The organism is Streptomyces mayteni, from assembly GCF_054783955.1.
Window position 1 is genome coordinate 1 of sequence record NZ_BAAGPR010000154.1, and the last position, 13,323, is coordinate 13,323.

Genomic DNA, 13,323 nt, shown 5'->3' on the forward strand with positions numbered 1-13,323 from the left:
GCCGCCCGGGCCGGGCCCGCCAGGGCCCGCCCCTCCCCGGGCCGGGCGGCCGGGCCCCCGCGGAGGGGGGGAAGAAGGGGTGGGTGGGCGGGGGGAAGGCCGCCGGGGGAAACCGCGGCGCGGCCCGGTCCCGCACGGCCATAGGATTGGGCCCGAAACCAGCCCGCGACGAGCAAGAGGATCGCCACATGCCTGGCATCACGCGCGAGGAGGTCGGCCACCTCGCCCGGCTGGCGCGTCTGGAGTTGACCGACGAGGAGCTCGACCACTTCGCCGGACAGCTCGACGACATCATCGGCGCGGTCGCCCGCGTCGCCGACGTCGCCGACGAGGACGTACCGCCGACCTCCCACCCGCTGCCGCTCACCAACGTGACGCGCCCCGACGAGGTCAGGCCGAGCCTGACCCCGCGGCAGGCGCTCTCCGGCGCGCCCGCGCAGGAGCAGCAGCGTTTCAAGGTGCCGCAGATCCTGGGGGAGGAGTGACCGCCGTGGCCGATCTGATTCATCTCACCGCCGCCGAGCTGGCCGCCCGCGTCGCCGACGGCAGCGTCAGCGCCGTCGAGGTCGCCGAGGCCCATCTGGCGCGGATCGACGCCGTCGACGAGAAGGTGCACGCCTTCCTGCACGTGGACCGCGAGGGCGCTCTCGCCCAGGCACGCGCCGTGGACGAGAGCCGGGCGCGCGGCGAGGAGCTCGGCCCGCTGGCCGGCGTGCCGCTCGCGCTGAAGGACATCTTCACCACCGAGGGCGTGCCCACCACCGTGGGTTCGAGGATCCTCGAGGGGTGGGTCCCGCCGTACGACGCGACCGTGACGAAGCGCCTGAAGGCCGCCGGGGTCGTCATCCTCGGCAAGACCAACATGGACGAGTTCGCGATGGGTTCGTCCACCGAGAACAGCGCGTTCGGCCCGACAGGCAACCCCTGGGACCTCACCCGGATCCCCGGCGGCTCGGGCGGCGGCTCCGCGGCCTCGCTCGCCGCGTTCCAGGCGCCGCTGGCCATCGGCACCGACACCGGCGGCTCGATCAGGCAGCCGGCGTCCGTCACCGGCACCGTCGGCGTCAAGCCCACCTACGGCGGCGTCTCCCGCTACGGCATGGTGGCCTTCTCGTCCTCCCTCGACCAGGGCGGCCCCTGCGCCCGCACCGTGCTGGACGCGGCGCTGCTGCACGAGGTGATCGCCGGCCACGACCCGCTGGACTCGACGTCGATCGCCGCGCCCGTGCCGCCCGTCGTCGACGCCGCCAGGAACGGTTCGGTCCAGGGCCTGCGGGTGGGCGTCGTCAGGGAGTTCCGCGGCGAGGGCTTCCAGCAGGGGGTGCTGAACCGCTTCGACGAGTCCGTCGAGCTGCTGCGCGAGCTTGGCGCCGAGGTCGTCGAGCTGTCCTGCCCCTCGTTCGACAAGGCGCTGGCCGCGTACTACCTGATCGCGCCGTCCGAGTGCTCCTCGAACCTGGCGAGGTTCGACGCCATGCGCTACGGGCTGCGGGTCGGTGACGACGGCACCAGGTCCGCCGAGGAGGTCACCTCCCTCACCCGCGAGTCCGGGTTCGGGGCCGAGGTGAAGCGGCGGATCATGCTCGGCACCTACGCCCTGTCCTCCGGCTACTACGACGCCTACTACGGCAGCGCCCAGAAGGTGCGCACCCTGGTGGCGCGCGACTTCGGCCGGGCGTTCGAGCAGGTGGACGTCGTCGTGTCGCCGACCACCCCGACCACCGCGTTCCCGATCGGCGAGCGGGTCGACGACCCGATGGCGATGTACCTCGCCGACCTGTGCACCATCCCGGTGAACCTGGCGGGCAACGCCGCGATGTCGTTGCCGTGCGGCCTGGCCGACGAGGACGGGCTTCCGGTCGGTCTGCAGATCATCGCACCGGCGATGGCCGATGATCGGCTTTACCGCGTCGGAGCGGCGGTCGAGGCCGCGTTCCAGGCACGCTGGGGACACCCGATCCTTGAGGAGGCGCCCGCGCTATGAGCAAGAAGCCGAAGTCCAAGGCCAGCACCTACCTGTCCATCGGCACCACGGTGTTCGGCGCGGTCGGCGTGGCCCGCCAGCTGCGCGAGGCGCGCAGCGAGGGCGACAAGCTCAGGCTCGCCGACGCCGTCATCTCCGCCGCCGCCATCGTCACCGGCGTCGCACTGCTCGCCCGCGAACTGCGCCGGATGGCGCAGGACGAGGGCGCCGTCCTCGCCGACGAGCGCGACTGACCGACCGCGCCGCAAGCCACGCACGCATCCGAGAGGTACTTCTCCCGTGACCGTCACTGACCTGGTGTCGTACGAGGACGCGCTCGCGTCCTACGACCCCGTCATGGGCCTTGAGGTCCATGTCGAGCTCGGCACCAAGACCAAGATGTTCTGCGGCTGCGCCACCACGCTGGGCGCGGAGCCCAACTCGCAGACCTGCCCCACCTGCCTCGGCCTGCCGGGATCGCTGCCGGTCGTCAACGCGACCGGCGTCGAGTCCGCCATCCGGATCGGCCTCGCGCTCCACTGCGAGATCGCCGAATGGTGCCGGTTCGCCCGGAAGAACTACTTCTATCCGGACATGCCGAAGAACTTCCAGACCTCGCAGTACGACGAGCCCATCGCGTTCGACGGCTACCTGGACGTCCAGCTGGCCGACGGCGAGGTCTTCCGGGTCGGCATCGAGCGGGCCCACATGGAGGAGGACACCGGCAAGTCCACCCACATCGGCGGCGCCACCGGCCGGATCCACGGCGCCCTGCACTCGCTGCTCGACTACAACCGGGCCGGCATCCCGCTGATCGAGATCGTCACCAAGCCGATCGAGGGCGCCGGCGAGCGGGCCCCCGAGATCGCCAGGGCCTACGTCGCCGAGCTGCGCGAGCTGATCAGGTCGCTCGGCGTCTCCGAGGCGCGGATGGAGATGGGGCAGCTCCGCTGCGACGTCAACGTCTCGCTCCGGCCGCACGGCCGGGAGAAGTTCGGCACCCGCAGCGAGACGAAGAACGTCAACTCGCTGCGCAGCGTGGAGCGGGCCGTCAGGTTCGAGATCCAGCGGCACGCGGCGGTGCTCGGCGACGGCGGCACCATCGTCCAGGAGACCCGGCACTTCCACGAGGAGAACGGCAGCACCACCTCGGGCCGGGTCAAGGAGGAGGCGGAGGACTACCGCTACTTCCCCGAGCCCGACCTGGTGCCGATCGCCCCCGAGCGGGAGTGGGTGGAGCGGCTGCGGGCCGAGCTGCCCGAGACCCCGCTGGCGCGGCGGAGCCGGCTGCGCGAGGAGTGGGGCATCTCGGCGCACGAGATGCAGTCGGCGCTCAACGCGGGCGCGGTCGAGTCGATCGTCGCCACCATCGAGGCCGGCGCGGACGCGGCGGCCGCCCGCAAGTGGTGGCTCGGCGAGCTGGCCCGCCGAGCCAACGAGCAGGGCGTCGAGCTGTCCATGCTGCCCATCACCGCGGCGCAGGTGGCGCGGGTGGCGGCGCTGGTCGCCGCCGGCGAGCTCAACGACAAACTGGGCCGCCAGGTCATCGACGGGGTGCTGGCCGGCGAGGGCGGCCCCGACGAGGTCGTCGAGCGGCGCGGGCTGCGGATCGTCAAGGACGAGGGCGCGCTCGGCGCCGCCGTCGACGAGGCGATCGCGGCCAACCAGGCCGTCGCGGACAAGATCAGGGGCGGCAAGACCGCCGCGGCCGGCGCGCTGGTCGGCGCGGTCATGAAGGCGACCAGGGGCCAGGCCGACGCGGCCCGGGCCCGCGAGCTGATCCTGGAGCGGCTGGGCGTCACCGAGTGACGCGGTCCACCTCGATCGAGGCGGGGTAAGGCGGCCGGCCGCGGCTAAGGCGGTCCCGACCCTCGCGTCTAAGGCCCCGGGCACCTCGCCCGGGGCCTTCGTCTAAGCCGCGCGGGCCGGCGGAACGCGGCGGCCGCCCGATGCGGGCCACCCCCCTGGGAGAGGAGCCTCGAGTCAGCTGGAGGACAGCCGACCCAGGGGAGGACCACCGTGACAGGACTCGAGCAACAGCTCGGGCTCGAACTCCACCGACAGCGTGCGGCCGAGCTCCAACGGGCCGCCGAGGAACACCGGGCGGCGACCGGGGCCGCCGCCCAGGAGGACGAACGGGCGGCGGACGAGGAGGCGGAGCCCGCGCCAGCCGGCCGGGTGTCCGGCCGGGCGTCCGGCTGGACGACGGTGGCGTGAGCCACCGGTTGGCCGGCGGGCCGCCGACCTGGGCCGCTCTGCCAGGGGCGATAAGCGGTACCGGGGTGTCAGTCCGACATGCCATTCTCGGAACCGTGGAGAGCCGTCGGGTCAGCCCCGTGTTCGTCGGCCGCGCCAGCGAGCTGGCCGAGCTGGCGGCCGGGCTTGCCCGGGCCGGCCGCGGGGAGCCACAGGCCTGTGTGATCGGCGGCGAGGCGGGCATCGGCAAGTCCCGCCTGCTGGACGAGGTGCTGGCGGCCGCCCGCGCGGCCGGCGCCGTCACCGCCGTCGGCTCCTGCGTCGAACTGGGCGCCGACGGCCTGCCGTTCGCGCCGGTGGCCGCGATCCTGCGCTCCCTGTACCGGCAGTTGGGCCCCGAGCTGGCCGAGGCGGCGACCGGGCAGGAGGGCGAGCTGGCCAGGCTGCTGCCGGAACTGGGCGAGACCCGCGGCGCCTCGGGAGACGCGCTGGACCGGATGCGGCTCTTCGAGCTGACGGCCCGGCTGCTCGAACGGCTGGCCGCCGACCGGCCGCTGGTGGTGGCCGTCGAGGACCTGCACTGGTCCGACCGCTCCACCCGGGAGCTGCTCGGCTACCTGTTCCGCTCGGTGCAGCGCAGCCGGCTGGTCATCCTGGCCACCTACCGGGCGGACGACCTGCACCGCCGCCACCCGCTGCGCCCGTTCCTCGCCGAGCTCGACCGGCTGCGCTCGGTCCGGCGGGTGGAGCTGGCGCGGCTGAGCGACGCCGAGGTGGTGGCCCAGATGGCCGGCATCACCGGCGGTACCCCGGAGCCCGCCCTGGCCCGCTCGGTGTTCGAGCGCTCGGAGGGCAATCCGTTCTTCGTCGAGGAGCTGACGGCCAACGGCGGCGCCGGGCGCGGGCTCAGCGAGTCGCTGCGCGACCTGCTGCTGGTGCGCGTCGAGGCGCTGCCCGAGGGGGTGCAGGAGCTGCTGCGGATCGTCGCCGAGGCCGGCTCCTCCGTGGAGCACGTGCTGCTGGCCGAGGTGGCCAGGCTGCCGGAGCCCGAGCTGCTCGCCGCGCTGCGGTCTGCCGTGGGCGGCTACCTGCTGGTGCCCACGGAGGACGGCGACGGCTACCGGTTCCGGCACGCGCTGATGCGCGAGGCCGTGGTGGACGACCTGCTGCCCGGCGAGCGCTCCCGGCTCAACCGCCGGTTCGCGGAGGCGCTGGAGGCCGGGCACGGCCTGGTGCCGGCGAGCGAGCGGGCCGCCCGGCTGGCCAGCTACTGGTTCCACGCGGGGGACGCGGCCAGGGCGCTGCCCGCGGTCCTCGCGGCCGCGACGGAGGCCGGCCGGCGCTACGCCTACGCGGAGCAACTGCGGTTGCTCGAGCGCGCGCTCGAGGTGTGGGAGGCGGTCCCCGAGCCCGTGCTCGTCGGGCTGCGTCCCGTGGAGTCGATCTGGGCGTACCCCGAGCCCGAGGTCCCCGGCCGGCCGGTGGACTATCCTGACCTGCTCGCCGAGGCCACCATGGCCGCCGTGCTCTCCGAGCAGAAGGACCGGGTGCTGGCCCTCAGCCGGCGGGCGGTGCGGGTGCTCGACGAGCGGGCGGATCCGTTGCGCGCCGCCTGGTTCTGGCTCCAGCGCTCCCGGGCCCGCAGCGGCCTCAGCCTGCACGAGGGCGCCGCCGAGCTCGACCGGGCGCGTGAGCTGGTGCGGGGCCTGCCGCCCTCGGTGGTGCACGCCCAGATCCTGGCCCAGGTGGCGGCGCGCGGCACGCTCGAGCTGCCGGGCCCTGAGCTGTACGCGATGGCCGAGCGCGCGGTGCGGATGGCCCGTCTGGTGGGCGCGGAGCACACCGAGCTGTACGCGCGGCTCACCCTCGGCTGTGTGATGACGGACTCGGGGGACGTCTCCGGCGGCCTGGCCGAGATGAGCGCGGTGATCGAGCGGGTGGTCGAGGCCGGGAACATCGGCCTGATGTCCCGAAGCCTGGTCAACTTCGCGGCGACCCTGGCCGAGGTCGGTGAGCTGGAAAGGTCGTGCCAGGCAATGGCGCGGGGGATGGAGATCGCCGACCGCTACGGCCTGGAGGACACCAAGGGCTGGCTCTGGGCCAACCAGGCAGAGGTGTTGATCGCGACGGGCCGCTGGCCGGAGGCGGCGGCCGCGACGGAGGCCGCGTTGCGCCACGCGCGGGACGTCAGGCCGCGGGCGGGCGCACGGCTGGCGGCCGGGCATCTGGCCTGGCTCCGGGGCGATGCCGGGGCGGCCAACGAGGCGTTGGCCGCCACCCGCGCGGAGATCGACACCCCCGACCTCAATCCGAGCATGGTGGTCAACCTCGCCCGCCTCGAGGTCGGGGTCGCCGCGGCCGAGGGCCGGATCGAGGACGCCAGGGCGGCGCTGGCCGCCGCGGTGCCGATCGGCTTCCCACCGTTCACCGCCTACCACGCCTGGGAGGTGTTCCTGGTGGCGGCCATGGCCGAGGCCGAGAGCCGCGGGCTGCCCGCGGCCGATCCTGGCCGGCCCGCGGCGGTGGCGGCGATCAGGCGCGCGATGGCCCCCACGCCCCGGGCGAGGCCGATGTGGGCGGCGCTCGGACAACTGGTCGACGCGGAGTTGAAGCGGGCCGAGACCCGGGACACCCCTGGCCTCTGGGCCGAGGCGGTCGAGGCACTCGAACCGTTCGGTCTGCCCCACCACCTGGCGGTGGCGCGGCTCGGCTGGGCCGAGGCGCTGCTCGCCGAGGGCGGCCCCGAGGCACGGGAGCGCGCCGCCGAGTCGCTGCGGCAGGCCGGGGAGACCGCCCTGGCCCTGGGCGCGGCGCCGCTGCGCGAGCGGGTGGCACGGCTCGCGGCGCGGGCCGGGCTCTCACTGCTCCCGCCCGAGCCGGCCGAGTCACCCGACCCGGCCGACGCGTTCGGGCTGACCCGCCGCGAGCGCGACGTGCTGGCCCTGGTGGCCTTGGGCCGGAGCAACCGGCAGATAGCCGAGGAGCTGTTCATCGCGCCCAAGACGGCCAGCGTGCACGTCTCCAACATCATGGCCAAGCTGGCGGTTTCCGGCCGCGGCGAGGCGGCGGCGCTGGCCCACCGGCTGCGTCTGGTGCCGATCCCGGTCGAGGGCTGAGTTCCGGGGAAGGTGGGCGCGGCGGCGGTCGGCGCCGCCGCCGCGCCCGTGGGGGGTGGCGGTCCGTCAGGCGGTGGCCACGCAGGAGCCGAGCGTGGGCGCCGTCCAGTTGCCGTTGGCCATCACGGTGAAGCCGAAGCTGGTGGACGCCCCGGCCGTGAGCGAGCCGTTGCCGTTGGGCCGCATGGTCAGCACGGTGCCGCCGCCGCTCCAGGACGGGGTGCCGTTCCAGGTGGTCGACACCTGCTGGGGCGAGCGCAGCGTCACGGTCGCCGTCCAGCCGTTGATCGGCGCCGAGCCGGCCGTGACGGTCACCTGGCCGTTGAACCGGTCGCCCCAGCGCTGGGTCTCCGCGTAGGTCACCGAGCAGCTCGCGGAACCCCCGCCCCCGCCCCCGCCTCCGCCGCCCGAGCCGTTGTTGAGGGCGTTGAGCACCGCCGTGTACGCCGGCTTCCTGTTGTAGTTGCCGTCGAACAGCAGCGGGGTGTCGCCCGACCGCCAGGAGTACTTGTCCGTGACGCCCCACACCGTGATGCCGGTGCAGCGGGAGACGGCCAGGCAGGCGTTGACCACCCGGGTGTAGCTGTCGGCCTGGGCGGTGCCCGAGCCCGCGATGTCCAGTTCGGTGATCTGCACCTCGACACCCAGGTCGGCGAACCGCTGGATGTTGGCCTGGTAGTCGCTCGGCACCGGGGAGGCGCTGTTGAAGTGCGACTGGAGCCCGACGCAGTCGATCGGCACGCCGCGCGAGCGGAAGTCCCTGACCATGTTGTAGACCGCGTTGCTCTTCGCGTTGACGCCGTCGATGTTGTAGTCGTTGTAGCAGAGCTTGGCGTTGGGGTCGGCCGACCTGGCGGCGCGGAACGCCTCCTCGATGTAGCCGTTGCCCAGCCGGTCCTGGAACGGCGAGCTGCGCCGGGCGCCGCTGTTGCCGTCCACGAACGCCTCGTTGACGACGTCCCAGGAGTGGATCTGCCCCCGGTAGCGGCCCATCAGCTGGTTGATGTGGTTGGTCATCGCCGCCCTGAGGTCGCTGGCGCCGAGGCCGCCGACCCATCCCGGCAGCTGCGAGTGCCAGACCAGGGTGTGGCCGCGGACCCGCATGCCGCGGCTCCGCGCGTGGTTCACGATCTGGTCGGCGTTGCCGAAGGTGAACGAGTTGCGGCTGGGCTCGATGGCGTCCCACTTCATCTCGTTCTCGGGCGTGACGCTGTTGAACTCGGCGTTCAGCGTGGACGCGTAGGCCGCCTCGCCCAGGTGGTTGGCGGCCACGGCGGTGCCGAAGTAGCGGCCGCGCTCGGCCGCCGAGGCGCCCAGGGTGCTGGCGGCGCTCGCGGTGCTCGGCAGGGCGATGAGGCCGGCGGCCGCGAGCAGGCCGGCCGTGGCCACGACCAGCGCGCGTCTGGCGCGTGCGAGCCCTGAGGATGGGCTGATCATTGCTCCCCCTCGGTGGATGGGTGGATTGACTGCCGCGGCTAAGGAGCCGTGCTCACGTCCCGGAGAGCGACGGCGCCATGGCGTTCGGCAACGATCGAAGGGGAGTATGCGCCTGGTGTCGCGGCCCGTCAACGGATCCTTCCGGAATTTTTCCGAGCGGAATTCCGGCCGGTGAACTTCTGTAGATCGCCTGTGACCTGCTTCGAAGGGCGTTCGACGATTCGCCGCAGGTGGTGTCGGTCGGCCGGGTGGAAATCCGGGTCTCGGAATACTTTCGGACCTGAAGGTGGGTGACGGGGCGTCTGAGGAGTATGGAGTGTCGCTCAGGCTTCCGGTACGCGGCGTTGACCTGGGCATTTTCTCCCTTGAGCTGTCGGCCTACCCGCTCCTGCGCCGATAATTTTCGGTGAATGCTTCGGAAGTCTTTCGGTGGGGCGGTGCGCGCCGCGCCGCCTTAGGCGGCCAGGGCACCCAGACGGGCCGCCTAAGGCCCCCACCGGGCGGCAAGGTGCGCAACGTTCCCGATGTGGCGCCCCCTCCTTGGCGAGGAGTGTGGAGACATCGCGAGAACAGCGACATCACCACTAGGACCACCGAGGCGGGAGAACCCGATGTACCACGAACTGCACGCCGTCCAGAGCCGGATCGACGCCCTCCACCAGGAGGCCGCGCGGGAGCGGCTGGCCAACGAGGCCAGGCGGGGCGCCGCCGCCCGCCGGACCGCGTCCCGGGCGAACGAATCCGAGGGGCGGGTGAACCGACGGGACTCGGTAAGGGGCCGGCTGCTCGGCCTGCGCGGGCGGGGAGCCAGGGCGTGAACGACGGCACCGTGGACGACAGCATCGTGAACGACAGCATCCTGAACGAAATGCCGGGCCCATTGTCAGAGCCGTATGCGATCCTGCGGAACATGCACATCAGAACCGTCAGCCCCGTCTTCGTCGGCCGCGCCTCCGAGCGGGCCCTCCTCACGGAGGTCCTCTCCCTGGCGGCGGCCGGCGAGCCGCAGGCGGTGCTGATCGGCGGCGAGGCCGGGGTGGGCAAGAGCCGCCTGGTCGACGAGTTCCTGGCCGAGGCCAGGGCGGCGGGGGCCGTCACCGCCGAGGGGGCCTGCGTCGAGGTCGGCGCCGAGGGCCTGCCGTTCGCCCCCGTCTCCACCGTGCTGCGCGCGCTCAACCGCCAGCTCGGCGAGGAGCTGGCCGAGGCCGCCGCCGGGTTCGGCGGCGAGCTCGGCAGGCTGCTCCCCGAGCTGGGCGGCCCCACCCCGGCGGCCCGCGCCGGGCGTGACGAGGACGAGCGGGCCAGGCTCTTCGAGCTCACCGCCCGGCTGCTCGAAGCGCTCGGCGCGGAGCGCACCCTGGTGCTGGTCATCGAGGACCTGCACTGGTCGGACCGCTCCACCCGCGGGCTGCTCGACTACCTCTTCCGCTCCCTGCACCACTGCCGGGTGGTGCTGCTCATCACCTACCGCTCCGACGACATCCACCGCCGCCACCCGCTGCGGCCCTTCCTCGCCGAGCTCGACAGGCAGCGCACGGTCCGCCGCGTCGAGCTCGACCGCTTCACGCGGGAGGAGGTGCGCGGCCAGCTCGCCGGCATCCGGGGCGCCGCGCCCTCCGACCGCGAGCTCGACCAGGTCTACCTCCGCTCCGACGGGAACGCGTTCTTCGTCGAGGAGCTGGCCACCGCCAACGACTGCGGCGGTCCTGGCTCCCTCAGCGACTCGGTGCGCGACCTGCTGCTGGTCCGCGTCGAGGCCCTCCCCGAGACGGCACAGCGCGTCGTCCGCACCCTCGCCGAGGGCGGCTCCAAGGTGGAGCACGGCCTGCTGCGCGCGGTCACCAAGCTCGGCGAGGACGAGCTGATCGAGGCCCTGCGCGCCGCGGTGGGCGCCACCATCCTCCGGGCCGACGGGGACGACACCTACCGCTTCCGGCACGCCCTGGTCCGCGAGGCCGTCGACGACGATCTACTGCCCGGCGAGCGGTCCCGGCTCAGCCGCCGGTTCGCCGAGGCGCTGGAGGCCGAGCCCGAGCTGGTCAGGATCGACGAGCGGCCGGCCAGGCTCGCCAGCTACTGGTACCACGCGCGGGACGCGGCCCAGGCGCTGCCCGCCATCCTCGGCGCCGCCGCCACGGCGCGCTGCCGCCACGCGTACGCCGAGCAGCTCCACCTCCTCGAGCGCGCCCTCGAGGTGTGGGACGAGGCGCCCCCCGGGGTCAGGAAGAGCCTGCCGCTCGCCGCGGATGTCGAGTCCTACCCGCTGTGCGACTGCGACGACGAGGAGCTGAGCTTCCTCGACCTGCTCGCCGAGATGACGGTGGCGGCCCGCCGCGCCGGCGAGCCGGAGCGCGGCCTCGCCGTGGTCAACCGGGCGATGCGGCACATGGGCGAGCGCGAGCACCCGCTGCGCGCCGCCTGGTTCTGGACGCAGAAGTCCCGGCTTGTCAGAAACCTGGCCAAGGGCAACGGCTGGCCCGAGCTCGGCACGGCGCAGAAGCTGCTCGAGGGCTTCGCGCCCTCGCCCGTGCACGCCCATGTGATGACGGAGGCGGCCGGCTGGCGCACCGTCTTCGACCCGCGCCCCGAGGGCGTGGCCGTCGCCGACCGGGCCGTCGAGCTGTCCCGACAGGTGGGCGACGAGGAGTCCGAGCTGAACGCGCTGATCAGCCGGGGCGGCCTGCTGGGCGAGGGCGGCCGGGGCGAGGAGGGCGTCGCGGTGCTGCGCGAGGCGGCCAGGCGGGCCGAAGAGGCCGAGCTGGTCAGCGTCCACAAGCGCGGCTACGTCAACCTGGGGTCCATGCTGGAGGCGGTCGGCCGGTCGGAGGAGGCCGTGGAGGTCGCCGACCACGCCCTGCCCGTCGCCTACCGGTACGGGCTGCGCGACACCGAGTCCTGGCTGCACGGGAACCGGTCGGACTCGCTGTTCTCGCTGGGCCGCTGGGCCGAGTGCGAGGCCGCGATCCTCGAGTCACGGCGCACCGCCCAGACACCGGTGTCCTTCGCCATCGCGGCCAAGCGGCTCGCGCTGCTGGCCATCGCCAGGGGCGACCTGGCGGCGGCGGAGTCCGAGCTGGAGCGGATGACCGAGTACTTCAACGCGTTCGACGTCTCGGCCCCGCAGTACGCCCACCCGGTCGCCACGGCGCGCATCGGCTTCGCGGCCCAGCAGGGCCGGATCCTGGACGCCCGCCGGTTGCTCGCCGAGACCCTGGCGGTGGGCCTCGCGCCGGGCGTCGGCCGCTACACCTGGCCGATGCTCGACGCGGCCGCGGTCGCCGAGTCGGAGTCCCGCGGCGTCCCGGCCGCCGGGCCCGGGCAGGCGGCGGCGATCTCCAGAATCCGGGAGTGCGCGGCCTCGCTGCCCGGGTTCTACCAGGTGTGGCGCGCCTACGCGCTGATGGTGGAGGCGGAGCTGCGGCGGGCCGAAGGCACGGCAGGCCCGGCGGACTGGGCGGCGGCCGCCGCCGCCTTCGACGGCCTGCCCCGGCCGAGGGAGCGGGCGCGGATATCCCTGCGCTGGGCCGAGACGCTGCTCGCCGAGGGCGAGCGCGACCAGGCTGCGGAGCTGTTGGCCGAGGCACATGCCGAGGCCGAGCGGCTGGGCGCCGCCCCGCTGTTGGCCGAGGCCGAGCGGCTGGCCCAACGCGGCCGGCTGCCGCTGTCGCCCGACGAGGACGCCTGCCGGCCCGACTCCTTCGGCCTGACCCGCCGCGAACTCGACGTCCTGGCCCTGGTGGCGGCGGGCCGGACCAACCGGCAGATAGCCGAGGAGCTGTTCATCTCGCCCAAGACGGCGAGCGTGCACGTCTCCAACATCCTCGCCAAGCTGGAAGTCTCCGGCCGAGGCCAGGCAGCTGCGCTGGCCCACCGCCTGGGCCTCGTCGGTACCTAGCCGACCCGTCCCCGCGGGTTTTCCCCCACCCCCCACCCCTTTACGGGCTGCCGCGTCCCAGCCGAAGCCGAGCGGCTCCGCCACCGGCGCGCCCCGCCGGCCCGGCGGCGCAGCCGCCGCGGGTCTAGGCCCGCGAGGGCCTGCCCCGCGCGGAGCGCGGTTGAGGGGAGGGCGGGGACAACGTATCCGCGCGGCAGCGCGGCGCCGGCCCGGGCCCGCAGGGCCCCTCGCGCGGAGCGCGATGAGGGGCGGGAGCAACGTATCCGTGCAGCGGGTCGGCCACGGCCAGGCGGCGGAGCCGCCGGGCCCCCGGGCGGCCCCACGCCGCGTGGGGAAGGGCTTGTGGGGGCACCTCCCAGCAGCCGGGCTGGGGGAGGGTGGGGGATCAACGCGGCGGCCGCCGGCCGGCTGCGGCGGTGCCGCGCTCGCCATCCGCCCTGGCGGGCGGCCAGCACGGCACCGGCCCGGCGGCGCAGCCGCCGCGGGTCTAGGCCCGCCAGGGCCCACCCCGCGCGGAGCGCGGTGAAGGGTGGGTGGGGGATCAACGCGGCGGCGGCCGCCGGCCGGCTGCGGCGGTGCCGCGCTCGCCATCCGCCCTGGCGGGCCTGCGGCGCAGCGGCCGTGGGCCCGGGCCCACGGCGGCCTGCCCCGCGCGGAGCGCGAAAAGGGGCGGGGTGGGCGGGGGCCACCGAACCGCCGGCCTGCCCTGCAACTCG

General features: G+C 74.2%; 9 protein-coding genes. 8 read left to right on the plus strand and 1 reads right to left on the minus strand.

Features of this window, described 5'->3' with window-relative positions; translation table 11 throughout:
- Window positions 1-188 precede the first annotated feature (188 nt).
- The 6 genes from gatC (at window position 189) to ACYVPE_RS36630 (ending at window position 7,275) form a co-directional block, all read left to right on the plus strand.
- Window positions 189-485, plus strand: coding sequence for an Asp-tRNA(Asn)/Glu-tRNA(Gln) amidotransferase subunit GatC (gene gatC / locus ACYVPE_RS36605; RefSeq protein ID WP_132820995.1), 297 nt, complete (start codon window positions 189-191; stop codon window positions 483-485).
- A gap of 5 nt (window positions 486-490) precedes the next feature.
- Entirely contained in the window at window positions 491-1,984 is a 1,494-nt protein-coding gene (gatA, locus tag ACYVPE_RS36610; RefSeq protein ID WP_461038145.1) for an Asp-tRNA(Asn)/Glu-tRNA(Gln) amidotransferase subunit GatA, read from the plus strand.
- On the plus strand, window positions 1,981-2,217 hold the full coding sequence (locus ACYVPE_RS36615) for a hypothetical protein (protein WP_461038146.1): 237 nt from the start codon (window positions 1,981-1,983) through the stop codon (window positions 2,215-2,217). The genes gatA and ACYVPE_RS36615 overlap by 4 nt, the downstream gene beginning before the upstream one ends.
- Before the next feature lie 46 nt (window positions 2,218-2,263).
- Window positions 2,264-3,772 (plus strand): Asp-tRNA(Asn)/Glu-tRNA(Gln) amidotransferase subunit GatB, encoded by a 1,509-nt coding sequence (gene gatB / locus ACYVPE_RS36620; protein ID WP_461038147.1) that lies wholly within the window; start codon window positions 2,264-2,266, stop codon window positions 3,770-3,772.
- A gap of 210 nt (window positions 3,773-3,982) precedes the next feature.
- Window positions 3,983-4,180: a hypothetical protein gene (locus ACYVPE_RS36625; protein WP_461038148.1), complete on the plus strand. Its 198-nt coding sequence runs from the start codon at window positions 3,983-3,985 to the stop codon at window positions 4,178-4,180.
- A gap of 95 nt (window positions 4,181-4,275) precedes the next feature.
- Window positions 4,276-7,275 (plus strand): helix-turn-helix transcriptional regulator, encoded by a 3,000-nt coding sequence (locus ACYVPE_RS36630; protein WP_461038149.1) that lies wholly within the window; start codon window positions 4,276-4,278, stop codon window positions 7,273-7,275.
- 66 nt (window positions 7,276-7,341) lie between these two features.
- Here the strand turns inward: ACYVPE_RS36630 and ACYVPE_RS36635 are convergent, their stop codons facing one another.
- Complete coding sequence (locus ACYVPE_RS36635) at window positions 7,342-8,712, minus strand: endo-1,4-beta-xylanase (RefSeq protein ID WP_461038150.1); 1,371 nt, start codon at window positions 8,710-8,712, stop codon at window positions 7,342-7,344.
- A 611-nt stretch (window positions 8,713-9,323) separates the two neighbouring features.
- Here ACYVPE_RS36635 and ACYVPE_RS36640 point away from each other — a divergent pair.
- Both ACYVPE_RS36640 and ACYVPE_RS36645 read left to right on the plus strand, forming a co-directional pair.
- Window positions 9,324-9,530 carry a hypothetical protein gene (locus ACYVPE_RS36640; RefSeq protein WP_461038151.1) on the plus strand — a complete coding sequence of 69 codons (207 nt, stop codon included), beginning with the start codon at window positions 9,324-9,326 and terminating at the stop codon, window positions 9,528-9,530.
- 92 nt (window positions 9,531-9,622) lie between these two features.
- Window positions 9,623-12,607 carry a helix-turn-helix transcriptional regulator gene (locus tag ACYVPE_RS36645; protein WP_461038152.1) on the plus strand — a complete coding sequence of 995 codons (2,985 nt, stop codon included), beginning with the start codon at window positions 9,623-9,625 and terminating at the stop codon, window positions 12,605-12,607.
- Window positions 12,608-13,323: the final 716 nt, after the last annotated feature.

Bases quoted from the DNA above. Each gene is read 5' to 3' on its own strand.
- ACYVPE_RS36635 (WP_461038150.1), bottom strand. From the start codon at position 8,712: ATGATCAGCCCATCCTCAGGGCTCGCACGCGCCAGACGCGCGCTGGTC.
- ACYVPE_RS36645 (WP_461038152.1), top strand. From the start codon at position 9,623: ATGCACATCAGAACCGTCAGCCCCGTCTTCGTCGGCCGCGCCTCCGAG.
- gatC (WP_132820995.1), top strand. From the start codon at position 189: ATGCCTGGCATCACGCGCGAGGAGGTCGGCCACCTCGCCCGGCTGGCG.
- ACYVPE_RS36615 (WP_461038146.1), top strand. From the start codon at position 1,981: ATGAGCAAGAAGCCGAAGTCCAAGGCCAGCACCTACCTGTCCATCGGC.
- ACYVPE_RS36640 (WP_461038151.1), top strand. From the start codon at position 9,324: ATGTACCACGAACTGCACGCCGTCCAGAGCCGGATCGACGCCCTCCAC.